Source organism: Halanaerobium sehlinense (genome assembly GCF_055379485.1).
In genome coordinates this window covers 962,829-988,599 of record NZ_AP042442.1, presented here as the reverse complement: position 1 = coordinate 988,599, position 25,771 = coordinate 962,829, and the positions used below count along the sequence as shown (strand labels likewise).

Annotated in this window: 19 protein-coding genes and 1 pseudogene; all 20 read right to left on the bottom strand. The window is 31.8% G+C overall.

Going from position 1 to position 25,771, the window contains the following annotated elements:
- Positions 1–37 precede the first annotated feature (37 nt).
- On the bottom strand, positions 38–880 hold the full coding sequence (locus ACZ446_RS04805; protein ID WP_464393982.1) for an HAD family hydrolase: 843 nt from the start codon (positions 878–880) through the stop codon (positions 38–40).
- A 76-nt stretch (positions 881–956) separates the two neighbouring features.
- Positions 957–2,768 (bottom strand): beta-glucuronidase, encoded by a 1,812-nt coding sequence (gene uidA / locus ACZ446_RS04800; protein WP_464393981.1) that lies wholly within the window; start codon positions 2,766–2,768, stop codon positions 957–959.
- Between the two features lie 121 nt (positions 2,769–2,889).
- Positions 2,890–4,368: an MFS transporter gene (locus ACZ446_RS04795; protein WP_464393980.1), complete on the bottom strand. Its 1,479-nt coding sequence runs from the start codon at positions 4,366–4,368 to the stop codon at positions 2,890–2,892.
- A 282-nt stretch (positions 4,369–4,650) separates the two neighbouring features.
- Entirely contained in the window at positions 4,651–7,137 is a 2,487-nt protein-coding gene (locus ACZ446_RS04790) for a GH39 family glycosyl hydrolase (protein ID WP_464393979.1), read from the bottom strand.
- Positions 7,138–7,285: 148 nt separating this feature from the next.
- A complete protein-coding gene (locus ACZ446_RS04785; protein WP_464393978.1) occupies positions 7,286–7,744 on the bottom strand; it encodes a hypothetical protein in 459 nt (152 codons plus the stop codon).
- 46 nt (positions 7,745–7,790) lie between these two features.
- The gene (locus ACZ446_RS04780) at positions 7,791–8,582 is read right to left on the bottom strand and encodes a fumarylacetoacetate hydrolase family protein (RefSeq protein ID WP_464393977.1); all 792 of its coding nucleotides are present in this window, start codon (positions 8,580–8,582) and stop codon (positions 7,791–7,793) included.
- 24 nt (positions 8,583–8,606) lie between these two features.
- A complete protein-coding gene (locus ACZ446_RS04775; RefSeq protein ID WP_464393976.1) occupies positions 8,607–9,389 on the bottom strand; it encodes an inositol monophosphatase family protein in 783 nt (260 codons plus the stop codon).
- Between the two features lie 63 nt (positions 9,390–9,452).
- Entirely contained in the window at positions 9,453–9,896 is a 444-nt protein-coding gene (locus tag ACZ446_RS04770; protein ID WP_464393975.1) for a GNAT family N-acetyltransferase, read from the bottom strand.
- Positions 9,897–9,916: 20 nt separating this feature from the next.
- Positions 9,917–12,052, bottom strand: a complete 2,136-nt coding sequence (locus ACZ446_RS04765; RefSeq protein WP_464393974.1) for an EAL domain-containing protein — start codon at positions 12,050–12,052, stop codon at positions 9,917–9,919.
- 141 nt (positions 12,053–12,193) lie between these two features.
- A complete protein-coding gene (locus ACZ446_RS04760) occupies positions 12,194–14,077 on the bottom strand; it encodes a bifunctional 2',3'-cyclic-nucleotide 2'-phosphodiesterase/3'-nucleotidase (protein WP_464393973.1) in 1,884 nt (627 codons plus the stop codon).
- A gap of 108 nt (positions 14,078–14,185) precedes the next feature.
- A complete protein-coding gene (locus ACZ446_RS04755) occupies positions 14,186–14,470 on the bottom strand; it encodes a hypothetical protein (RefSeq protein WP_464393972.1) in 285 nt (94 codons plus the stop codon).
- 177 nt (positions 14,471–14,647) lie between these two features.
- A complete protein-coding gene (locus ACZ446_RS04750; protein WP_464393971.1) occupies positions 14,648–15,301 on the bottom strand; it encodes a hypothetical protein in 654 nt (217 codons plus the stop codon).
- A 125-nt stretch (positions 15,302–15,426) separates the two neighbouring features.
- Positions 15,427–16,299 carry an aldose 1-epimerase family protein gene (locus ACZ446_RS04745; RefSeq protein WP_464393970.1) on the bottom strand — a complete coding sequence of 291 codons (873 nt, stop codon included), beginning with the start codon at positions 16,297–16,299 and terminating at the stop codon, positions 15,427–15,429.
- A gap of 25 nt (positions 16,300–16,324) precedes the next feature.
- On the bottom strand, positions 16,325–17,830 hold the full coding sequence (locus ACZ446_RS04740) for a UxaA family hydrolase (RefSeq protein ID WP_464393969.1): 1,506 nt from the start codon (positions 17,828–17,830) through the stop codon (positions 16,325–16,327).
- An 82-nt stretch (positions 17,831–17,912) separates the two neighbouring features.
- Positions 17,913–19,286 (bottom strand): glucuronate isomerase, encoded by a 1,374-nt coding sequence (gene uxaC, locus ACZ446_RS04735; protein WP_464393968.1) that lies wholly within the window; start codon positions 19,284–19,286, stop codon positions 17,913–17,915.
- Positions 19,287–19,306: 20 nt separating this feature from the next.
- The gene (locus tag ACZ446_RS04730) at positions 19,307–20,830 is read right to left on the bottom strand and encodes a tagaturonate epimerase family protein (RefSeq protein ID WP_464393967.1); all 1,524 of its coding nucleotides are present in this window, start codon (positions 20,828–20,830) and stop codon (positions 19,307–19,309) included.
- Positions 20,831–20,915: 85 nt separating this feature from the next.
- Entirely contained in the window at positions 20,916–22,454 is a 1,539-nt protein-coding gene (locus ACZ446_RS04725) for a tagaturonate reductase (RefSeq protein ID WP_464393966.1), read from the bottom strand.
- A gap of 393 nt (positions 22,455–22,847) precedes the next feature.
- Entirely contained in the window at positions 22,848–23,798 is a 951-nt protein-coding gene (locus tag ACZ446_RS04720) for a transposase (RefSeq protein WP_464393965.1), read from the bottom strand.
- Between the two features lie 24 nt (positions 23,799–23,822).
- Positions 23,823–23,966: pseudogene (locus ACZ446_RS04715) on the bottom strand (transposase); the annotation flags it as partial.
- Positions 23,967–24,272: 306 nt separating this feature from the next.
- Entirely contained in the window at positions 24,273–25,763 is a 1,491-nt protein-coding gene (locus ACZ446_RS04710; RefSeq protein ID WP_464393964.1) for a tripartite tricarboxylate transporter permease, read from the bottom strand.
- Between the last annotated feature and the right edge of the window lie 8 nt (positions 25,764–25,771).

Here is a 25,771-nt window from a genome sequence, read left to right as displayed (position 1 = left end):
GATTACCTCCAATTTTAATTATGTTTTGAGTTTAATTTCATTTTAAAATAAATTCAAATTTTTTAACTAACTTATTTTCATATTCTCCCTGATAATTACCAGCAAAAAACTTATCTGCAGCTTGCTCAAGAAAAACACTCCATGATTTTTCTTCCTCTGTCGGTATAATTGGATAAAATGAAATATCATTTGCTGCAGCTGCTCTTAAATCTCCCGGAGCATCACCAATCATTAAAATATTTTTAGTTTTATATCCCTTTTTCTTTAAATCTTTGATATTATCAGCTTTTGAGCCTGCTTCCTGGCCCAAAATTATTTTTACATGTTCTTGTAAATTATAACTTTTCCACTCATCTAAAAGAGCTTCCTGGTTGGCTGATGAAACAACTGCAATATCTGCTTTAGGACTTATTTTGATCAGTGATTCCTTAACACCTTTAAAAACTTTTTTAATATCTTTTTCTAGTTCTGAAATTCTTTGATTAACCTGCTGGCTCCACTGCAGGGCTAATTTAAATTCTTCTTTATTTTCACTTTTCTCTATTTCTCTTTTTAAAGCGGGATTAGATAATTCGCCACTTGTTTCTACCCACTGCTGAATTTGGATGATCTCAGGTAAATCATATCCTTCAGCTTTTAAATCATTAAAGGTTTTAACCAAACCCTTAAATCGATTAATTCCTCTTGTATTTGAATAAAGATTAACTTGATCCCATTTTTTTAAAAATATATCTTTAATTGATTCTAATCCCCAAACTTTTACAGCCTCCGGGCCAAATGCTTTTTGATGTTTTTCAGTCATTGTGTCAATAGCTGAGCCATCTGAATCAATACAAATCAAAAATTCTTTTGTCTTGTCAAAGTTAGCTATTTCATTCATTTTCTCACCTTCTTTAATTTAACTGTACCTGATGCTGATCAGTTTATTAACATCAGGTACAAAATATTTTATTATTTTAACCCTTATAATTATTAGGGAGCTCTTTCCATCTCTTTTTTAAAAGATGTGCTGCCATTTTAGGCTGTCTATCTCTGGTGAAAGCACCTTTTTTGTTTCCGTCAACTCTTAAAATACCTTCTACTGTTTGGAAGTCAGCAAAGTTCCACATCTGCTCTCCTACAATTGAATCACAGTTATCAAAAACCTTATGCTGTAATTCTAAATATTCATTTTGATATTCTTCTGACCACTGGACTGAAGGAAGTTTATGAATTCCAGCTTTAGTATCTGCACCATATTCAGTCATTACAATTGGTTTTCCTTCTTTTTCCCAACCGGCAAGCTCTTCCTCAAAATCTTTTTGTGCATATTCAAGTTCTGAACCACCAATTATATACCAACCGTAATAACGATTCAGAGAAATAACATCTGCAAATTGAGCAGCCTTACATTTCCCGTAAGGAGCAGTCATTATATTAGTAAAAGTAAGGGGCCTGTCCTGTGGATCAAGTCCTCTGGCATAGGAGAAAATTTCTTCAAAATATTCTTCAGCTCTATCCTGTGCACTATCTGGCTCATTTGCCAGACACCACATTACAACTGAAGCATGATTTTTATCTCTTTTCATTAATCGTTTAATTTCTCTTTTATGATTTTTAATAGTTTCTTGATGCACAATTTCTTTATCAAAGAAATCAGATTCTTTTCCAGTACCTGCTGCCAGGAAGTTCATGTTCATGTCAAATAGGCCTACTGCTGGAGTCTCATCAATTACAACAACTCCTCTGCGGTCACACATTCGATAAAACTCTTCATCATAAGGATAATGAGATGTACGTACTGAATTAGCATTAATCCAATCTAAAAGTTCAGCATCTCTAATCATAACTGCTAGGTCAAAACCTCGACCGTTAATTTCACTATCCTGATGCTTGCCAAATCCTTTAAAATAGAAAGGTTCATTATTAATCAAAAAGCGGTTTCCTTTAACCTCAACTGTTCTAATCCCAACTGGTAATGGATAAGTATCCACAACCTCACCGGAACTTAAGAGGGTGACTTCCAGATTATATAAATATCCTTCTCCTGGCTGCCAGAGCTCAACATTTTTGATTTCTAGTTTCCCGCTATCTCCTCTTGCTTCAGCCACAACATTAGATTCAGAATCTTTAAGCTCAACTTTAATTTCAGAATGAGAAGTGCTTTCTACTTCATATTTAACATAACCTGTACTTCCTTTATAATCTGTAACTGTGGTAATATCAGTTATAAAATCTTTAGGCAAAATTTGCAGCTTGACTGCAGAGTGAATCCCGGCATAATTAAAGAAATCAAAATAGGGAAATAATCTTCTCTTACCATCATCATACTCTTTAACCTGACCTGTAGGAATTGTAGTTAAGTCTAATTCATTATTTACAACTACAACCAGAGTATTTTTTTCACCAAATTTTGCAGCTTGATTGATAACTGCCCCAAAAGGCATATAACCGCCTTCATGCTCAGCTATTTTTTCACCATTCAGCCAAACTTCTGCTCGATGAGTTGCACTACCGAAACGGAGATTCACATTTTTTTGCTGCCACTCTTCCGCTAGATAAAAATCTTTTTGATACCAAACATCACCAACATGTTCTCTAATATCTTTGTCTGTAAATAAATCATTATAACTTGAAGGTACTGGTGCTTCAATAAAGTCACTTAATCCATTTTGCCAGCCTTTATTTCTTCCTTCATTCTTAAAATCAACTTTAAATTTCCAGATTCCTGACAAATCAACAACCTGTCTTGTTGCTGATTCTGCAGGGTATAAAAACTGTTCCTCCATCTTTACCACTCCATTTTTGTTAAAATTTTAAATCTCATATAATAAGTAGAGCTCCTCAGATAAAAATTATTTAAGAAGCTCTTTCTACTTTCAGCTGCTGTTTTAATTTAAATTTCTATTATTAAGCAGGAGAAGCGCCTGATTTCTTAGCATCAATTTCTTCTTGAATTTCAGCCATTTTTTCTGCATCAAGCGGGTAAAACTTCATTGCAATTAAAGAAGCTACATGTCCAATTAATGGTAAACCAAAGATAATAAACATAATTGCAATTTCTAAACTCTGACTAACCGGAGAATTAGGTGGAATTTTTTGACCACCATAGCCAGCTAGCGCAATACTAAAACCAATAATAACTGTTCCCAGTGAAGATATCATTTTGTCAACAAAGGAAAAAATAGTACCGATAAAACCTGACATAAATCTCCCTGAGCGGCAGGATTCATAATCAGTACAATCTGCAATCATTGGAATTACAATATTTCCAGCCAACTGACTTACTGAATATTGAGCTCCCAGAACTACTAATAGAATTAAAACTCCAGTTGTCAGTTCACCTTCTGCCAGCATAGGAGTAATTACAAGTAAAATTAAAATTAAAATTGTTCCCATCCAGGTTAATTTAACAAATGCATTTTTTAAACCAACTTTTTCGGCATATTTCACTCCTAGATAAGTTATTAAAATAGCAGGAGCCATTACCCAAACCGAGAATGTACCCTGGAGGGCAGTATTATATAAAATATTGGAGAAAAAGTAGACAAATCCAGCTCGCCTAGCAGTTAATGCTAATTTATCAGTAGAAGCAGCAACAATCAACATTTGTAAAGGCTTATTGTTTTTTAACACCTCTAAAGCATCTTTAAATTTAATTTCCACTGCATTTTCTGCAAGTCCAAAAAATTCTGTTCTATCTTTAGACCAGATACCAATAATAGCTAAAATTGTCATTACAAAAGAAGCTGACATAAAAATAATTGAAACCGTAGACCATAAAGCCGGATCATTAACATTTTGCGCATACTTTGGTGCCATGTAAGTCATGATAAACCAGGTAGCTCCAGCAAAAAGAAGTGTATTATAAATAGCATCAAAAAAGGTGAATAATGGTCGCTGGGCAGGATCATTAGTTAGTGCTGCCTGAGCACCTTTAGTACAAGAAGTTTGAAAAGTATAGCCGATAATTGCTAAACCATATAATAAAGCTGTAACTATATATTTAGTCTGACTGGACCATTCCGGTGGAACATTAAATAGTGCTATAATCATAACAACAAGGATAATATTTCCAATAAACATAAAGGGACGATATTTACCAAATTTAGTGTCAGTTTTATCTAATATAAATCCAATTACTGGATCTGTAAAACCATCAAAAATTCTCATTGCAGTTGCTATTCCACCAACAATTGCTGCAGAAAGACCAAGTACGTTCTGAGTAAAGAAAGCATAATACATAATTAATACAAAAGCAGTATTAGTTGCAGTATTATTTAAGGCAAAAAATGCTATCTGCCATTTTTCAGCATTATGATACTTTCCCTTTTCTTTTAACTTTTTTCTTTTTTTCTTAATTTCTTTTTGATCAGGTTTATTTAACATTAATAAGTCCTCCTATTTTTTGTAGATGTAAAAAATCTCCCGGGAATTAAATGACAAATAATTTAACTTTAATATCTTATTGGACTTATGTTAGAAAAACTAACTCTTATAATTATCACTAATAATAGTATAAAATAATTTGAAAATTTTATCGACTCGATTTCTTTGGACAAAACTATAAAAATTACAGCAAAAAAATTTTTTCACAATTAAAAATAAAAACCCCCCTAAAGAAAAGATAAAATATACTTTCTTTTCTTTAGGGGGTGCTGCTAAATATTTTTAAACTTGAAATTGTTTTCGTAATATGAAAAATTCAGCTCCATGCCTCTCAATTTTTGACTTGATACTATATTCGTTTGCTAAGTTTAAGAATTCAATTTTTAAATCTGGAAATGATTTATTTTTTAAATATTTTACTTCATGTTTATTTAAATCAGAGGGAGAACCCATTTTTAACCACTGATCAAAAGCTGATCCTGAATCTCTATTTAAAAAATAATGACTAAGTTTATACCTTCCAGTTAAATTTTTTAGTTTTAGCTCAAATAAAATGTCTTTTTTGTTTTTAAATACCTGATATCTATTATATTCATCAATTTTACTGTGATCAGCATTCTGATAACTTTTATTAAAATAAGCATAATTATAAAGCAAGATTTGAATATCATCACCTCTGGAACTAATAATATAATTATCTCCCTGGGCGATGATTTTGTCACCAAGTTCTGAAAGAATAATATAGGCATAATATCCTGATTTTTTTATTCCTTCAGTATTCATTAAACCTCTGCCTCCAAAAAACGGAAGTTCATTGATCGGCCATTCTGATATTAAATCAGAAATATTTAAATAACCTAGACCATCTAAAGTATCCTGCAGTTTAAGAGCATTATCCAGAATAAAATTTGCCATAAAAGCTGTATCATGAACAAATTCTTTAGAATTCCAGCTGACATTCCAGCGGGTAGCTATTAATTCTGCTTCTGAATATGCTTGATTTAAAAGCTTTCTTATCTTTTTAGCAATTTTTACAGAATAATCTTTCTCTTTGAATTTGAATTTAATATCTTCTAAAGTACTTTCTTTATAAAATTTTGTTAAATCCACTTCTTCATTTATTTCTGGAATAGAGTTGTGATATAAGTTTATATTATAAAAATCCACTGGTAAATTTTCGTTTGCTGCATATTTTAAGAATTTATCTGAAATAAAATTTGATTCAAAAAAACTTTCTGATGCTGGACCAACTTTTAATAATTCGGAAATACCTTTAATTTTTTTAGCTGTTTCAGCATAAAATTCGAAATATTCTTCTTCGCTTCCTGCCCAGTGAAATCCCTGATGAGGAAATTCAGTCCAAATCTGAAAGTACCATTTTTGCACTTCTTCAATCCCATATCTATTAATTAAATGAACTAAAAAAGCATCAATCAAATCAAGCCAGGCATTAATATCTTTTGGCGGAGAAAAATTGGCCTGATAATAGAAAATAGTCTTGTCTTTGCTTGCCAATAATTCAGGCATAAAGCTTAAAGTGACAAAGGGCTTAAAATTATTTTCTAAAATAAAATCAAAGATATTATCTACCAATTTCCAGTTATAGTGGATATTTTCTAAACTGTCACCTTTGCAGACTTCTAAATCATCGTTAAATATCCCTTCAAAACGAAGATATTCGAATTTTATTTCCTGCTGAAGTTCTTTGATCTGCTTTCTTAAATTTGAATCTAAAATACTTTGAGCAGTCCCTGCATTAATTAACTTCTGCCAGACATGATTTAAAGCTTTGAGGTTTTTATTTTCGTCAATTTTAACTTCTTTTTTTACCAGCTGCTCCTGCTTTTGATTATCAGCTTTATAAAGCATAATGAATTCATTAAAATAATCAACTAAATAATCTTTTTCCCCAAATTGTTGACTAATTTCTTCTTTTTTTAACTCGGTAAAATTATTTTTTAGCTCAATAGGACTCTGATCAAAATGCTCATTAAAGACCCTATAAAAACTTTTAATATTTCTAAATCCAGCTTCCAGAGCTATTTGGTTTATGTTCTTATCTGTATACAATAGCTCTTTTAGGATCTTTTCTAATTTTATTTGATCTAAATAACTTTTAAAATTAACTCCAGTTAAACTCTTAAACTTTTCAGATAAATAAGAACTGTTATAGTGAAAATCTGCTGCAATTTTTTTTAAAGTCAATTTCTTTGTGTATTCATTTTCAAGCTCTTTAATAACTTTATTTACTATATTTTCTTTCTCTTTTTTATAAAAGTCATCATTACGCTGGGTATGAATACAATAATTATTATTTAATTTTTCTATTAATTTATCTAAATTTTCTTCTGTTTTTTTCAAAAGGAGCTTATCTTCTTGAAAATAATCTAATATTAATACTGCAGTTAAATATTTTATTTTATTTAAAGCCTCTTGATTATTATTATTTAAATAAAAAATTTTACTTTCATCATAATGTTCATTTTTATTGATAAAATCACTTTTGAAATCCAAAACAAGATATTGGCTTTCCGGACTTACCTCTAAAAGTTTATAAGGTGTATAACTGTTTATTATCTGCATTTCTCCTGACTTTAAATTAAATATATCTACACTATTTTTCTTAAAATCTCTACTTTTGAAAGAAATTTTACCATTTAAAAGCCAAATCAGTTTAAAGGTTCTACTAAATTTCATGTTTTTAGTGAGAGAATTACTTGATATTTTAACTGGCAAACCAAATTTAAATTCTATTTTTTCAAAAATCATAATAAACTCTCCTCATTGATGACTTATTAATTGGTAAATTCTATATTCTTATTATATCATCTAATTTTAAGAATGTATAAAAAACCGCTTTTAATTAATCCTAAGTGGAATTTTCCACTAAAATTAAAAAAGCGGTAAAAGCTGTCTTTTATTCTTTTAAATTATCTCTAATTACCTGCTCCCAGACCTGCATATTATCTAAAAGCCAGGCAGCAGAATCTTTTTTGCCTTCTGAGTTATTAAAATCAACTTTTAGTAACTCTCTTTTTTTTCTTTTCCCCAGGAAAGAATTAACTCGTTCAATATTTTCAATATTATTTAATGGTATAATTAGACTTTTTTTAGGAACCCACCTGGTAAAATGGAGTTCATCTGGTGTTAAAAGTAAAGATCCATTACCTCTAACCTGGGTTCTACCAGCTGATTTTTGTCCAAAAAAGTTAACTTCTTTGCTGAAATAAATAATTCTATCTTTATGATAGTTTGAAAATAGTTCTTCAGCCCTTTTTCTTTTATAATAGTTAATCAATTTATGAATAGTATAATAAAGGACTGCTAAGAGAACAGGGATTAACAAAATAAATGTTTTTTGATTAAAAAACTGCATAATTTACCTCCCTAAAGAGCTTTGAAAAATATTTAATATAGAAAGGTTAAGCCTCCTCTTTTCGAACCTTATTTTTTAAACTTCCTATACCCTCAATTTCAATAATTATCTGATCTCCTTCTTTTAAAAATATCTGATCTTCTCTTGCAAAACCAACCCCCTCTGGGGTTCCTGTTAAAATAACTGTCCCCGGTAAAAGAGTCATGTTATGTGATAAATAACTAATAATTTGTTCAACATTAAAAATCATATCTGAAGTTTTAGACTCCTGCATAACCTTGCCATTTAAAATAGATTTTATTTTTAAATCACCAGGATCTAAATCAGTTTCAATCCAGGGTCCTAAAGGACAAAAAGTATCGAAGGACTTACCTCGAGCCCACTGCTTATCTATTTTTATTTGACAATCACGTGCACTCACGTCATTAGCACAGCTGTAACCTAATATATAATCATCAACTTCTACAGTTTCAATGTTTTTAGCTTTTTTAGAAATGACAACTGCTAACTCAGCTTCGAAATCAACTTCATCTGCAGCAATTTGGGGTAAAATTATATCAGAATTAGGATTAGTTAAGCTATTTGTAGCCTTTAAAAAAACTACAGGTCTCTCGGGAATTTCAGCTCCAGTTTCAACTGCATGCTGTCTATAATTTAAACCAATTGCAATAATATTTGGCGGAGTTATAGGTGCTAAAAGGTCAACATCTTTTAAAAAAAATGCCTTCTCTGCAGGATGAAATTCAGAAAAGATATTGCCCTGAATATTATATATCTGATCGTCTTTTAGAATCCCATTTCTTATTACATTATTTTTTTTGTATCTAACTATTTTCATTCTACTACTCACCTACTTATATTTTTATAAATATATTTCTTCAATAATCCTTTTCAATTCAGCTACCAATTCTGTACTACCAGCTATTATCAGTGGTGCTCCTTCAATTTCAGTCTTGTAAAACTCTCCTCCAGCTTCTTCAACTAATAATTTACCTGCAGCATAATCCCATTCTTTTAATTTAAACTCCCAAACTGCATCAATTCTAGCTGCTGCAACGGATACTAAATCAAAAGCAGCACTTCCAGAACGCCTAATACCTCTGATTTCTTTCAGTATTTTATTAAATGGGGCCAAATTATCAATTTTTGAATCTTTCTTATCATAAGGAAACCCAGTCGCAACTAGAGACTGACTTAAAGCGGTTTTGTATGATATGTTAATTTTAGTTCCAGATTTATAAGCACCTCTACCTCTAATTGCAGAATATATTTCATCAAATTCTGGAACATAAATAACTCCCATGACAATTTTATCTTTATATTTTAGAGCGATAGATATGCAGTAAATTGGATAAGCACTCGCATAATTATTACTTCCATCTAACGGATCAATAATCCAGGTGTAGTCACTTTTTTTATCCTCAAACTCATTTTCTTCTCCCATTATATTATGTTCAGGATAATTCTGTCTAATTTTAGCTCTTATCATATCTTCACTTATCAAATCAACTTCTGTGACTAGATCACTTAATGTACTTTTAGTATTAACTTTAAAACTTTCTTTTTTTAATTTTTGTCTCTGCATATGCCCCACATTTATAGCCCATTTTTTTGCCAGCACAACCGTATCTGTTAAATTTATCAAATTAAATAAACACCCCCAAACAGTATCATGTTTCATCTTAATTCTATCAAAAAAAATCTCAAATTACAATTTATAAATCATCTCATAATGGGGAATGTTATCCTCTAAATATCTATCAGATACAACCTTAAAACCAATGTTTTGATAAAGATCAAGAACATATTCCTGAGCTGATATTCTTATTGTTTTTGAGTCAAAATTATTCGCAATAAATGAGATGGCCTCTTCCATCATTTTGGTGGCAATTCCATTTTTTCTATGTTCTTTTTTAACCAAAACTCTGCCAACAGATATTTCTGGATATGATATTCCAGCAGGTATTATTCTTAAATAAGAAATAATTTCATCCTCTTCTTCATAATATAGATGAAAAGAATTCTGATCTTTATTATCACAATCTCTGTAAGGACAATTTTGTTCCACAACAAAAACATTAATTCTTGCTTCAATTATTTTATATAACTCTAAATTGCTCAGTTCAAAAAACTCTTTAATTTGCAGCTGCATAACTAACTCCTTTTCAGTAACTAATTTGAATTCTTATTTTTAAAATATTTTTCTGTTTCTAATGCGTTTTTGGGTTTAGAAAAATAATAACCTTGATAGTAATTACAATTATTTTCTATTAAAAAATCTAATTCTTTTCTATTTTCTACACCTTCAGCTACAACTTCCAAACCTAGATTTCTACCCATAACAATAATTGTCTTAACAATATTTAAATTGCTTTCGCTGTGAACAAAAGATTTGTCAATTTTTAATTTGTCAATTTCAAATCTATTTAAGTATTCTAGAGAAGAATACCCGGTTCCAAAATCATCTATAGAAATTAGTACCCCTAATTTTTTCAATTCATTTAAAACTCTAACAGTATAATCAACATCTTTGATTACAGTTCGTTCCGTAATTTCTAGTTCTAAGTACTTTGCTTCAAGTTGGTGTTTATTTAATAAATCTTTTATTTTTGAAACAAAGTTATCCTGTTGAAACTGTTCAGGGGCTATGTTAACCGAAACAAATAAATCTCGATAACCTTTATTTTTCCAAACTTTTAATTGTCTTAGAGCAGTATCTAAAATCCACTGACTCAATTCTAAAATCATACCTGTTTCTTCTGCAACTGAAATAAACTCTTCTGGCGAAATATTTAATTCTTTAAATTTACTGCAGCGAATTAAAGCTTCTACTCCAACCACTTTATTAGTTTTACATTCTAATTGTGGATGATAATGCAGTTTAAAATCCCTGTTCGAAATGACTTTTCTCAATTTGCTTTCCAGATTTAACTTTCCTGATAGCTGGCCCAGCATTGACTTGTCAAAAAACTTTATCTTGTTTTTCTGATCCACAAAATGAAGTGCAAGTCTTGATTTCCTAATTAATTCTGAGCAATTACAATGTTTTTCATTAACCGCAATTCCAAGTTCTAAATTTAAATAAACTAAGTTGTTTTCAATTTCATATGGTTTTAATAAGTTACTTAAAATATTACCTGCATATTCTTTAATTTCTTTTTCAGTTTTCGACGATTTAAAATAAAAAATAAATTCATCATTTTTTCGAGCTACTGTTGTATCTTCAGGTAAATTTTTATTTAGCCTTTGAAAAAGTTCCTGTAAAACTTCATTTCCTTTTTGATAGCCATAATTGCTGTTAATCAAAGTTAAATTTTCAGTAATTAAAGTAAATAAATAAATATTTTCTGCTTTATTTTCTTTTTTTCTTAAAGTCTCAGCTAACTGACTTTCTAGAAAATTTAAATTTGGAAGACCTGTTAAAGGATCATTATATGTTAATTCTTTTATTCTGCCTATCATCTGATTAAATCCAGCAGCTAATCTCCCAAATTCATCCTGATTACTAATATCAAGCTGATAATTTAGCTGACCTTTTTCTACTCTTTTGAATGAAGAAAGCAGACTTTTAAAATTTGAATTTATATATTTTGAAATGTCATAAATTATTAAAAATATAACTGCTATAATAATAATAAAAGCAATTAATAAAAGATATATAGTTCTATTTCTAATTTCATATATTTCAGTTAACAGCTGATCAACAATATTATAATAACTGCTTTGATAACCACCAGCACCTACAAACATTTCTGTGCCTTCTATTTTTTGCACATATGCATATTTAGTCTCTACCTGATTTGTTAGAGGATTTGTGTAGGGATAGCTGATTCTTCCAGACCCATCCTCTTCTATTACTGTAATCATTTCTTTTAATAATTGTCTTCCTTCAACCTCTAAATTTTTTCTGTTTGTACCTTCTAATTCTGGTGTAGGAGGTAAGGAAATAGTTTCACCTTTTAAATCATAAATAAAATAATACATATCGTCAACAGACTGATTTTGGTTAAGTTCCGATATTATATTCCTTATTTCTGATTCAGTTAGATCTTCATCATCTGCAGCTCTTTCCTGCAAATGCAGGTGATAATTTTTTGATAATATTTCAGCTCTATTTTCAACTAAAGTCTGATACTTGTCATAATTTCTTTCTAATAATTCCTTTTCAATTAACCTTTGATTTTCAGCTGATAAGTCATTAAACTGATAAATTACTATTCCCATCAAGAAAAACATAGCCAGGACAAAAGTCAATCCAATTCCTATCATTATTTTATTTTTTATTGAAAAATTTTTAAGCAGCTTCATATTTTTCTCCTATTAATATGTATTTATAAAGTTATTATAACAGAAAAAGTTTATAGATGAAATTATATAAAAAAAGAAAGCTCTTTCTTAACCCTAAATAGAAAGAGCTTTCTTTGAAAATCTTTAGTACTCAGTAAATATTTATTTGTTTAGATTTGTAACATTAAGCTTATAAACTCCCATTCCATTTTCATCTGTTTCTACAAAAGAAATATTAGGGATCTCATATTTTTCTATATAACTCATAGCTTCAGGATGGGAACGGAAAGTTATATCTCCAGCAGCATCAAAAGATTTAATACTCCAATTATAATCTGGAGCTGGATTAATTGTTCCCATTTCTTCAATGTAGTTCATAATAATTTCCCTATTTACCAAACCACTTGGGGCATAAACTGGATCTTCTGCTACTGCAGGTGGGAAATCTCCTCCTCCACCAGCGCGATAATCATTGGTCACTACCAAAAATTCCATTTCTTCAGTTAACGGTTTACCCTCGTAAGTGGCATTTACAACTCTTTCTCCTTCTGCTTTAGTTACATCAATTTCATATTCTATTCCATCAATTACATCAAAATTATAAGCTGCAAATTCAGGATCTAATAGTTCTTGAGTTTCCTCTGAATTAGGATCAATTCTATTGAAATTTTCTGCACTTCTTTCCAGCCAATCAATTATCTGTTTACCGTTTAAGTGCATTACTCTAATTTGATTATCATAAATATAAATATCTGTTACATCACCAATAGTTACTCCACCTGTCATAACCTCAGTGAAATAATCTGCATCCTCTCTACCAGCTCTAAATGGAGCTGCAGCAGATAGGATTGGTAAATCAGAATATTCACCAGAACTGAACTCATCTTTGGCCCACCATAACTGAGCATCATTAATTATTTGAGTCACAGGAGAATCCATAACTCTTGATAAATAAGAAGTGATATCTCTTTCAGTATCACCAATTGGTGTTCTTACATATTCAATAACATTTTGATGAACATCATCAGCTATTTCTTCGATTTCAGGATGAGATTCTACATTCTCATCAACAATTTCGTGTCTTACCTGATGGTCTACAACTCTCCAGCTGCCTTTATTTTCTTCAACCTCTAAATCAATGACCCCAAGAGCAGATCCCCAGGAACCTGGCATTACAGTTGGTACACCAAATATTGTTCCCTCTTCTGCATTAACTCCTTCTAAATCTTTATAGTCATCTGGAAAAGTCCCGTGATGATGACCGGTAATTAAAGCATCTACTTCATCCATTTGTGCAATATAATAAGATGCATTTTCTCGAGCATCATAAGAATCAACATCTGCATCAGAAATTCCTGAATGTGATAAAACTACCACTAAATCAGTTTTTTGAGCTAGTTCAGGTATTACTTTTCTAGCAGAATCAACAATATCTTCAATTATTACATTCCCTTCTAAATGATCTTTACCCCAGAGCATAGATTGAGGGGGAACAAAACCAACTACACCAATTCTAATATCTTTGCCATTTATATTTTTAGTAACTATCGTGTAAGGATCTGTATAATATTTTTCCTCATTATCAGCAAGTTTAATATTTGCTGATACAAATTGAAATTCTGCTCCAGCCATTGCCTTTTCTAAATAATCCATGCTGTAATCCTGCAGCTCATGATTTCCAATTGTGGCTGCGTCATAACCTGCATGATTATAAGCTTTGATTATTGTCTGAGTTTCTCCTTCAGCAATTGGATCAATTTGATATTCATAAAGACCAATTAAACTACCCTGAATGAGATCGCCATTATCAAGCAGTAATGTATTAGGATTATTTTCTCTTTCTTTTTCAATTAAAGAATAAATCTTAGAAAAACCTATTGTTTCATCTGGATTGTCTTCCATATAATCATAAGGCAGTAGATATTGATGGACATCAGAAGTAGCAAGAATACTCAAAGTTTCAGCCGCCATCATTGAAAAAGAAAAACTAAGAACTAACAACAAAGCCAAAATCACACTAATAACAATTTTTCTTGCTTTTAACAATTTTATCACTCCCCCTTAAGTCTAAACTAATTTTAATAAATTCTAAATATTATGTCAAATTATAAAAAAGAAAAACAGCCTAAAAGGCTGTTAAAATAATATGCTTCGTTATTCGTTTTTATTTTTGGAACTATTTTTGTTTTTTTCTTTAATAGCTTTAGACATAGTTTTCTTTAAAGTCTTCATAATATCTTCTTCGCTGTCAACACCCATAACAATGATATCCGGACTTCCACCAAAAAAATGATTAAAGATTTCAAAAACTAGAAACCCTGTTAATAAAGCAGCTAATGCTAACTCAAGACCAAAGCTATTGTAAACTAAAGCAAAACTTAAAGCAGAAATAAAACCAATTATATATGATAAATGATTCCTGTGCTGTGTTATAAACATTGAGAGAAGGTCTTTTAAAACTGCTAATTTTTTATTGATAATATCACTTCTCCTTTTTCTTTTTCGACTAAGTAAATAATATCAGTGTTTATTTTAAATGTCAAAAAAACTATTCCAAAAACAAATAAGCCCAGCTTATAAAATAAACTGAGCCTTTTTCATAATTTAAATTAAAAATTAGTCTTCAATAAAGAAAACATCATTGTAATATTCAGCTTCGATTTCTCGTTTATGTGCAATAGAGTTATTTAGATTTTTTACAAAAACTGAAAGCCATTTTGCATATAATTGATGCATTAATTCTAAATTAACATCTGTCTGCTGCCAAAACTCCTGATGCAGCTGACTTTTATGCTTCCAAATAATTTTTGTTTCTTCTTTTACAGCTCCTGATAAGCGGTCACAGGGCATTCTTTCTACAAAATGTTCATTAATTATCTCAAAAGCATCTTCTAAATTAAATTCTTCCACATTATCACGTATTTTAGCCTTTTCTGCTAAGTTCTCTGCCTGTGTAGAATAGATATCAAAAAATAGTTCCTGATCGTTATACTCTTCCATTAAAGCTGCTACAACAGCTGCTTCACGACTTTGAGCACTTTTTACTGCAGATTCTAACCAGGGATGAATATCGCTGCCTGCAATCAATTCTGATAATGGCTTATCTTCTTTTAATTCACCATATTTTTGACGATAGGGGAAAATAATGTTTTCAACATCTGATTTCGAATATTTCTTGCTGAATTTTTCTACAATTTCCATCTCTCTTTTTTCAACTATTTGAATCTGATTATATAACCACATGTGGATTGGACCTAAAAATGCACTCATTATCAAATCTCCTTTTTAATTAATATACTTGATTATTCTTCTCAAGTAATTATAGCATCTTCAGAAAGGAGTTTATATGATATGCATCACAAAAGAAAAGCAATGTTAAAATTAAGGCTTAGCTTTTAATGAATTTTAATTATATAGGTTGACTCAAAATTATTTCCAGCTTCTAAAGCCATAATACCTTCCTTTTCTTCAAGTTTACCACTGCTGTCAATTGAATCAGCAATTCCATGCCAGGGCTCAATACAAATAAACGGAGCAGCAGCTGATTGAGACCAGATTCCTAGATAAGGAAATTTCTTAAATTCCATTTCAACTTTTGCATCAGAGTTCTTATTCTTTAGTGTAATCTTTTCTGAATTCAAGTTTTTGAAAACTAAAGCATCATCTTTAAAACTATCTGCCTTAAGTTTTAAAATTTTAGACTCTTTAATTATTTTTTCTTTATTGCCGTTTAAAAGCCCTGAGTCCAGCAAATAGCGGCTTGTATTTTCGGGTTTTTCAAATTCTAAAAAATAGTCTTCTTTGTTTTCATTCTCGTTCAAGGGCCAGTAAAAAGCAGGATGAGCTCCGATAGAAAAATACATTTTCTTTTGGTCCCTATTTATCACATTATAGCTAACTGCAAGTGAAGTTTCTTTAATCGTATATTTAATTTCTAATCTAAATTTGAAAGGATATTTTTCTAAACTTCTTTTGTCTTCAGTCAAACTGTAGGTTAGATGGTTTTCCGATTGATCTGTTAATTCAAAATCTTTATCTCTCGCAAAACCATGTTGAGTCATCGTATATTTTTGATCATTATAAAAATAATTATTATTTTTTAGTCGCCCAACAATCGGGAATAAAACTGGCGCAGATCTTCCCCAATACTCTGGATCTCCATGCCAGAGATAATTTTTATTATTCTTTTTTAAAACTAATTTCTTTAGTTCAGCTCCTAGACTATCTACCGTAATTAGAATTTTATCATTTTCCAGTTTAGAAATCATTTTTACCCCTCCAAAAATTTACATATTATAAGGTTACTCCATCTTTAAAAATAGCAATCTCTCGATAATCATTAATTTCATTTTTTGTTTTAGTTTTTTTAGAAGCAAGATCCAGAAGATATTCAAAAAACTCTTCTGCCAGAGAATCCATATCTCGCCCTTCAAGTAATTCTCCAGCATTAAAATCAATCCAGTTCCTCTTTTTGTCATACAATCGAGTATTCGTAGAAACTTTAACTGTTGGTACCGGTCCGCCAAAGGGAGTCCCTCTTCCAGTTGTGAATAAAACCATATGTGCACCAGATAATGAAAGCGCTGTTGTTGCTACTAAATCATTGCCCGGGCTTTCTAAAAGATTTAATCCATTACCCGTAACTTCGTCTCCATAGAAAAAGACATCATTGACAATCCCTGTACCACCTTTTTGAGTACAGCCCAATGATTTTTCCTCCAGAGTAGTAATTCCTCCTTCTTTATTTCCTGGAGATGGATTTTCATAAATCTCCTGATCATGAGAAAGAAAATAATCTTTAAAACCATTGATCAGCTCTACTACTTTTTCAAAAGTCTCTTCATCCTTAGCTCTGTTCATTAAAATTTTCTCCGCTCCAAACATCTCAGGAACCTCAGTTAAAATACTGGTACCCCCATAACTTCCGAGTTTATCAGAAATTCTACCCAGTAAAGGGTTGGCAGTTACCCCGGAAAATCCATCAGAACCACCGCATTTTAAACCAATTTTAAGCTCTGAAACTGGGATTTCTTCCTGCTTAAATTTTTCAGCATAAGCAACCAGATTATCTAAAATGTTATCTGCTGCCTTTTGATCATCTTCTACATCCTGGAGGTTAATAAACTTAACTCTATCTGAATTGTAATCTCCAATATATTCTTTAAAATCTTCAATTAAATTATTCTCACAGCCAAGGCCCACAACCATTACTGCTGCTGCATTGGGATGGTTAACCAATCCAGCAAGTGCTTTTTGCGTCATTTCTAAATCATCACCAAGCTGGGAACAGCCGTAAGGATGAGGGAAAGCATGAATACTGTCAATAACCTGATTTTCAATCAGTGCTTGATGTTTCATCTCTGCTTTTAAAGCTGTTTTTTCTACAACCTTATTAATACAGCCAACTGTGTTAATTATCCAGATATCATTACGAATTCCAACTTTTCCATTCTCCCGTCTGTAGCCCATAAAAGTAGGCATTTCTGCAGCTGATGCTTTCTCAGGCAAATCAGGCTGATATTCATAATCCAGTTTTCCCGAAAGAGCAGTCTTTAAGTTATGGGTGTGAATCCACTCACCTTTTTTAACTTCTTCTGTTATCTTTCCAATTGGAAAACCATAACGAATAACTTCATCTCCTGCAGCAAAATCCTTTAAAGCCACCTTATGCCCGACAGGGATATCACTTAATACTTTTATTTTTTCTCCTTCAACTTCAATGAAGTCTCCGGCATTTAGTTCTTCAACTGCAATCACTATATTGTCATTTCTATTAATTAATAATACTTTGGCTCCCATAAGAACCTCCTTATTTATTCTAAAATAGCCTGGAATATAAAATTCCCAGGCTATTTAAATTTATATTTGATTATTATTTCATTTACTTTGCATTTTTAAAGAATAACTCTTTTGGTCCATAATAACTTACATGTGCTACTAAATCTGCAGCTACACTATAAGGCATTCTGCCGCGATCTACTTGACGGCCAACAACATTAGCTAAAGTTCTTCTAAACATTTCAGAGCGGGAAGAATAGGACATCAGCTTACGAGAATCAGTTACCATACCAGCTAAGTTATAAAATAAATCAACATTTGTAACCTGCTGCAGCTGTTTTTCCATTCCATAAGGATTATCAGTTAACCACCAGGCTGCTCCTAAGGAAACATTTGGGAAAGCTCTTGAAATTGTAGATGCTGTAAACCAATGAGTCGATTCCATAGTATATAGTACAATATCCAGCTCAGAATCAAATTTATTGACAAAATACTTAAGATTTTCAACTAGCTCAATATCACTATTAGAAATATCTCCACCAGTATCAGGACCTAAGTTTTGGTAAAGGCTATCTCTATAATTTCTAACTGCACCAATATGCAGCTGTGTTATCCAGCCGCTCTCTCTATTTAACTTCCCAAATTCAATTAAGGTAAATGCTTTAAAGTCTCTAATTTCTTGATTAGTTAATTCTTTACCTGCAATTGCATTTGCATAAATTTCAGCTGCAGCTTCTTTTTCAACTTCGTAAGAAATTGGCTCTAATACTCCATGATCACTAGCTACACAACCCATTTCGTCAAAATAATCGTGAGATTTCTTAAGGGCTTTTAAAAGACCTTCTAAATCGCTAACATTTTCATCATACGCTTCACCAAGTTTATTTACATATTCATACCAATTTCCGTGCTCAATATTCATAATTTTATCAGGACGCCAGGTTGGAAGAATCGTTACTCCATCAACCTCTGTTTTTGCTTTTTTATGATTTTCTAAGCGGGAATATGGTTCATCAGTTGTACACATAATCTCTACATTCATTTCTTTTAATAAATTCTGAGGTTTCATTTTTTCTTCAGCCAACATATTTTTAGTCTTCTGCCAAATCATTTCAGCAGTGTGTTTAGAAATTGGAGCTTCAATACCAAAACGACGCTTTAGATCGAGATGAATCCACTCATAAGTTGGATTACCCGCTATTTCTGGAAAAATTTCTGCTAAAGCCAGCCATTTTTCTTTATTAGAAGCATCACCTGTAATTTTTTCTTCTGGTACTCCTCTTTTACGCATCATTTCCCAAACATAGTGGTCTGTAGCTGCTTCTACTTCCCAAATATCATTCCAGCCTTCATCAGCTAAAATTTCAGCTACATCTCCATGATTATGGGCATCTAAAATTGGTAAATGCTCAATTTCTTTATATAATTTTTTTGCAGTTTCACCTTCAAGTAAATAATTTTCATCTAAAAAAGCCATTATATTCCTCCTAATTTTTCTTAATTTTTATAAAAACCAAGTTTGTTTAAATGTCTACCGATATGTTTTTCTAAGGCTCTACGGTATTCCTTATCATGTTCATCCCAGAATTTATATAACTTATCCCTAAAAATATATCTATCGTCTTTTTTATCCTGGAGTATGAAGCCATAGGTTATATGCAGCAGCTGTCTAACTTCATTGATTTCCAATAATTCTCCCAGCTCCTGATCGCTCATTCTGGCAAGTTCAGGGACTTTATCTAAATCAGTAGTCACATGATAAAATTCTTTGGCAGCTTCAAATTTTTCTAAAGCATAAGCATGGATATCCCTGTATAAAGATGGATTATTTTCAGCAACTACTCTGATAGCTTCCAGCCAGTTAGTCCCTGCAGTTTTAACATGGACTCGCCCCTGAGTGTGTCGACCGATAATTGGGAAAACACTAAACTTGTCACTTCCAGAGTGGATACTTAATTTATAACCAAAACGATCTGCAATATCAGCGTGTACTTTAAATTCTTTTTCAAACTGTTCTAAATCACCAATATAATCAATACCTTTTTGAAACTCTCCCACAAAACGAGGTGCCAGTGAATTAACTTCGATGTTATTTCTTTTCAATTCGTTTGCTACGAAAAAGTGTGCTTCTGGTGTTGTTGGGGTAGAAGTTTCATCAATCGAAATTTCGAAATCAACATCACGAGCCGAAGTTTTTATTAAGTGTTGAATCTCTTTTGCAAAGTCAAGCATTTTATAATAAATTAAAACTATTTCTTTGAAATTATCCTGATTATATTCAAGTTGATAACCAGAACTCAAAACAAAAGTCTTATTTAAATACTGATTTTCTAAACCCTCACGAAGATAATCCGGAACTTCTGAATAAGCACTTTCAACCTCAGCTTCTGACATCTGATCCAGATTATCGTTAATATACTCAGTACAATCTAGAGTAAGCATTGTATATCCCAGATCTAAGGCTTCCTTAATGTCAGGTTTTTCTTTTAAATGATCAGCATCTGCTGCAAAACCAGCTTGATAACCTTCTTGAAAAACTGCCCAGCTAACATCATCTAATACAGATTTAAATGTCCTTCCTGTTAGATCTAATTCTCTAACTGACTGTTGTGCAAATACAGGCATGGCAGCGCTTTCTTTAACAGCTTCTATATGCCCTGGAGTAGCAATTCCTAAGCGATCTCCAAGACCAATACTTGCTGTTTCAGTTCCAAGAGTTGTTGGAGCCGTAAATGGAAAAACTTCTCTCAATATTTCAGCATTATAATGACTTAAAGGTGCAATTTTGGCTTTAAAGCCAGCTAATTTTTCAGTTTCCCCCTGAAAAAGCTCGAAATTCTTGCTTTTATTCAGAATAACCAATTTCTTTTTCTGATCAATCTTTGCTAAAAAATAAAATGATTTATCTTGTTTAATGATTGATCTAGGATATATCCTATAGTCTTCAGCGTATTCAGCAACCTTCTTAACAGCCTCTTTAGAAGTTCCAACTAATTCTTCTGCAAAATCTTTCCAGGACATATTATTACCTCCTTAAGATTGAGAAAAAATGTTTATTCTATGCTGTACAAATTTTTAATATTTAAGCCTTTGATAAAATTCTAATCTATTTAATTAAATTCTCTAAACTCTGCTTCATTCCTTCTTTTTCAATCATTTTCAAGTTAGAAATTAAAGAATCACTTAACCCGGGCAGCTGGTTTAAGTCTCTATCCCAGAAATCCTGCTTAGCTAAAACAGTCTCTGCTAAATCTGCCATCTTAACCTCTTCTGCTTCATAACGGCTCCAGAGCTCTGCAAAATATTTAAGAGCTTTTTTATCATCACGAATTAAATATTTTTCTCCATCACGGTAAGCTGCAAGTTTTCCGTCTTCAAGTTCTGTGCCATGGTAAAAATGGATTAATGCTGCTAGAGCAAAACTTAGACGCTCAGGTACTTTATTATATTCCTCAATATGCTGAACCAGTGAAGGCAGCACTCTGGTTTTAAATTTAGAAGTTGAGTTTAAAGAAATATCAAGCCATTTGTGATCGATATATGGATTTTTAAATCTTTCAAAAATCTTAGAAGCAAAGTCTTCTAGCTCTTCTTGATCTGCATCTAAGGTTGGAATTATATCTTCAAATACTGCCTGCTTAATAAACTCTCCCACCAGCTCATCATTAACAGCATCTCTGACTAAATCAATACCTGCTAAATAGGAAACTGGTACTGTTGAGGTGTGAGCACCATTTAAAATCCTAACTTTTGTTGTTCGATAAGGAGTTAAATCATCTACCCATTTAACATTAAGCCCTGCTTTGTGGAATGGAAGTTTCTCTTTTAAGCTTTCATCTCCCTCAATAACCCAGAGGTGAAAAATCTCGCCTGTATCAAGGTTCTGATCATGGTAGCCAAGTTCTGCTTCCAGCTGATCTATCTCATTAAAGGGATAGCCAGTTACAATTCGATCCACAAGGGTATTTAAGAAATAATTTGATTCTTTAATCCATTCTGCAAATCCTGCTTCCAGACCCCAATCTTCTGCTAACTGCAGTACTATTTTTCTTAAGTTATCACCATTGCGGTCAATTAACTCTACTGGAATGATAACCATTCCTTTATCTGCTGCTCCCTTAAAAGTCTGATAGCGGCGGTAAAGATAAGCCGTTAATTTACCCGGATATGATTCGGGTGGGGTATCACTTAATTTGTCAGCTTCATTGTAGGTAATACCTGCTTCGGTAGTATTGGAAACTACAAACTCTATTGCTGGATTTTCTGCCAGCTTTAAAAATTCTTCCCACTGAGCATATGATTCAATACCTCTAGAAATAGAAGTCATAATTTCTTTTTTGTTTACCTCTTCACCATTTTCAATACCTCTTAAATAAAGAGTATATAAGCCGTCCTGTTGATTTAGATTAGAAATTCTTCCTTCTCTAATTGGCTGAACAACTACAGTCCTCCCTTTAAAAATTCCTTTTTTGTTCATTGTATGAAACATCCAGTCAACAAAGGCTCTTAAAAAATTACCTTCACCGATCTGCACAACTTTTTCTGGATAGTCAAGAATTTCAGCTGGAAAATCAGCCAGTTCTGTACCTAAAAGTTCAGATTCTAAATAATTTCGATTTAGACCCGGTAAATTATTATCAGACATTATTTGCCTCCTTTAAAATATAAATAAAATCTTTGTAAAATTTCTTTTTTACCCTTCTTATAAAATTATATAAGAAATATGCTGATGATACAATTAAATTACTTGTTATCTTATGAAAAAAATAGTCATTTAGCTTTATTTTTAAAGTCTTAAGAAATAATTGATATAAAAAAACAGCACATTTTTGATTAAAATAATAAATGTGCTGTTATCTAATTAAGCGAATTTCATAATACGCTTAATTTAGTTTAATTCAAAAAAATATTGTCTGCGAATCATGAAAATAAGCCTTTTAACTTAAATTTGAAGATTTTAATGATTTACCATAGATTTACTGCTAAAATTTAGACGCACTTAGCTTGGGTAACTTAAAATCATGCTTTAAAATACTTTTTAAGCAGCTAAAATCTGATTTTGCAGCTTGATTTTCTCTGCTGCGATTCTTGCAGCTATCAAACTGATAGAACTTAATAGCAAATGAGTTTTAACTTTCTTGGCTCCCATTACAGTTAAGTTTTCTAAATTTAGATGCTCTTTTAATCTGGAAAAAGTTCTTTCAACACTGGTTCTTTTGTTGTAGATCTTTCTCCAGGTTCTAGAATCCCTATGTGGAGTTGATATGTATCTTGGATTATCCTTTGGTCTTGTTTTAGTTACTCGACCATAATTTTTATCAGAACACCATTTAGTTCCGTGTATACAGTCAACTTTACCACATACATGTGGACATCTGAATTTGTTGACTCCTTTGTAGTGACCCCAGTAATACATTTTATGACCTCCACTACAGACTGGTGTTCCTTTAAAATCATAGAAACCAGCTGGTGGTTGCTTAGCGTTACGCTTGTTAATTGGAGTAATAGCCTGAGATTCCTGTTCAAATAAAATATGCTCATAGATATCAGTGTAGTCATACCCTGAATCCATAGTCCAGTATTTGGGTTTAGTTAAATTTCTTTCAGCTAAAAAGCTATTAACTTTTTTAACTAAAGGTATTGCTTGAGTTTTATCTGAGTGATTGGCTGGAGTTAAAGTTAAAGCTATTGGTAGTTCTGATTTGGTTTCAACTGCAGCATGTATCTTCCAGCCATACCAGGTTGTCTGATTTTTATGGGAGTCGAATTTAGTACCCCAATCAGGGGTAAAAGAATTTTCTTTATCTATCTTTGACCTTGGTTTAGCTCGCTCATATGCTTCTAGTTTTGAAGCATCAATAGCCATTGTTTCAGTGTCCAATAAATTAAGTTCTATGCTTTGATCTAAGAGGTCATTCATTAGTGATTCCAGTCCATCAGTCTCAGATAATTTGCTGTAATAGCGGCTAAAAGTTGCTTCACTGGGCACCCGTCCAGTGGTAGAAAAACCGCAGACATATCTGAGATAAGGACTTCTATCAATTTTGCTTACTAAGTCTGCTCTGCTAGGAATTTTTTCGATTTGTTGGACCAGAAAAGCTCTTAAAATAGCTTCTGGATTATATCCAGATGGTCCTTTATTGGACTTAGGTTTTATCTTTTCAACTAAAGGTTTAAGATCAATAGGATCTAAAATACAAATTAATTTGTCTGTTTCCGATATATTTAGTAATTCTTCAAAGGGAAAGAGACACTCTTGTCGAATATTATTAATAGGGCTTCACCTTCTTTCGTGTTTTTTGGGTGCTACTATTAAATTCGACAAGATGGGGTGAAGCCCTTTTTATATCATTAAAATCTTTGTTATATCAAGGCTTATTTTTATGAAATTCGCTTAATTAGTTATCATTTATGTAATTAGATTTAAATCAATTTTTTATTGTAGTTAATAGCGGTTAAATTTTTAAATTATATCAGTTGATTTATCTCCTTTAATTAAATTCCAGATAAAGGGTCCAAATAATAAGATTAAAGTTAAGACAAGAAAGAATAAACTAATTGGACGAGTTACAAATGTTGACCACTGTCCATCAGCTAAAATTAATGATCTTCTTAAATTATCTTCAAAAATAGGGCCTAAAATCAATCCTAAAACTATAGGTGCTGGAGAAAAGCCAACTTTTCTTAAGAAAAATCCAATTAATCCACTAATTAATAATATCCAAATATCAAAAGTTGAGTTATTAATTGCATAAGAACCAACTAAACAGAAAATCATAATTGAAGGTATTAAATATTGTTTTTTAACTGTAATTAACCTGGCAAAATATTTAGCACCAAACAGTCCAAATATGAGCATAAAAATTACTGAAAGTAATAAACTCAAAAATATTGAAGAAACAAAAGGCATCTGCTGTTTAAAAAGAAGCGGACCTGGTCTTAGACCCTGCATAATTAATCCACCCATTAAAACTGCAGTCATCGGATCTCCCGGTATACCCAGAGTTAACATAGGCATTAAAGCTCCACCGGTACTGGCATTATTGGCAGCTTCCGGAGCTGCAATACCATCAACAATACCTGTTCCTAGTAATTCTGGATGTTTAGAAAATCTCTTTTCCTGCCCATAAGCTACTAAAGCTGCAATTGAACCACCAGCTGCTGGAATTGCACCAATAATCACACCTATTATTGATGATCTAGTTATTGTAGGAATCAGTCGTTTAATATCAGAAAAAGAAGGAATAATATCTTTAACAGCCTGATCAATTACCAATCCGTGTTCTTCTTCAGAAATCTGCATTAACATTTCAGAAATCCCATAAAGACCAATCATGACAGGTATTGAACTAACTCCTTCTATTAATTCTGGCTGTCCAAATAAAAATCTAGGAAAGTTTGTAATAGGATCCATACCTATAACACCAATAACTAAGCCAAGTAAACCCCCAATCAATCCTTTTAACATTGACCCGGTAGAAATTATGGCAATTATACTCAAACCAATCAAAGTAATACCTACATATTCTTGAGCACTAAATTCCAGTGCCACACTTGCCACCATCGGTGCTGCTATTGCTAAAACAAAAACACTCAAAATACCCCCAATTGCAGAAGATACTGTAGCTATTCCAATTGCTTTACCAGCTTTACCCTTTTGACAGAGGGGATAACCATCTAAACCTGTGGCTATTGCATTTGGTGTACCAGGTATATTAATTAATATTGCAGCAACTGAACCCCCATAAACCGCTCCTGTATATAAACCCAACAAAAAAGCAAAAGAGAGAGTTGCATCAATTCCAAAAGTAAAGGAAATGAAAACAGCTATTGTCATTGTTGCAGTTAACCCCGGTAATGAACCAAAAATTATTCCTACCAAAACCCCAAATCCTGAAAATAAGAACATCATGGGATTTGAAAAGAATTTAAGTCCCTCTAAATAAATATCCATCGAAAATA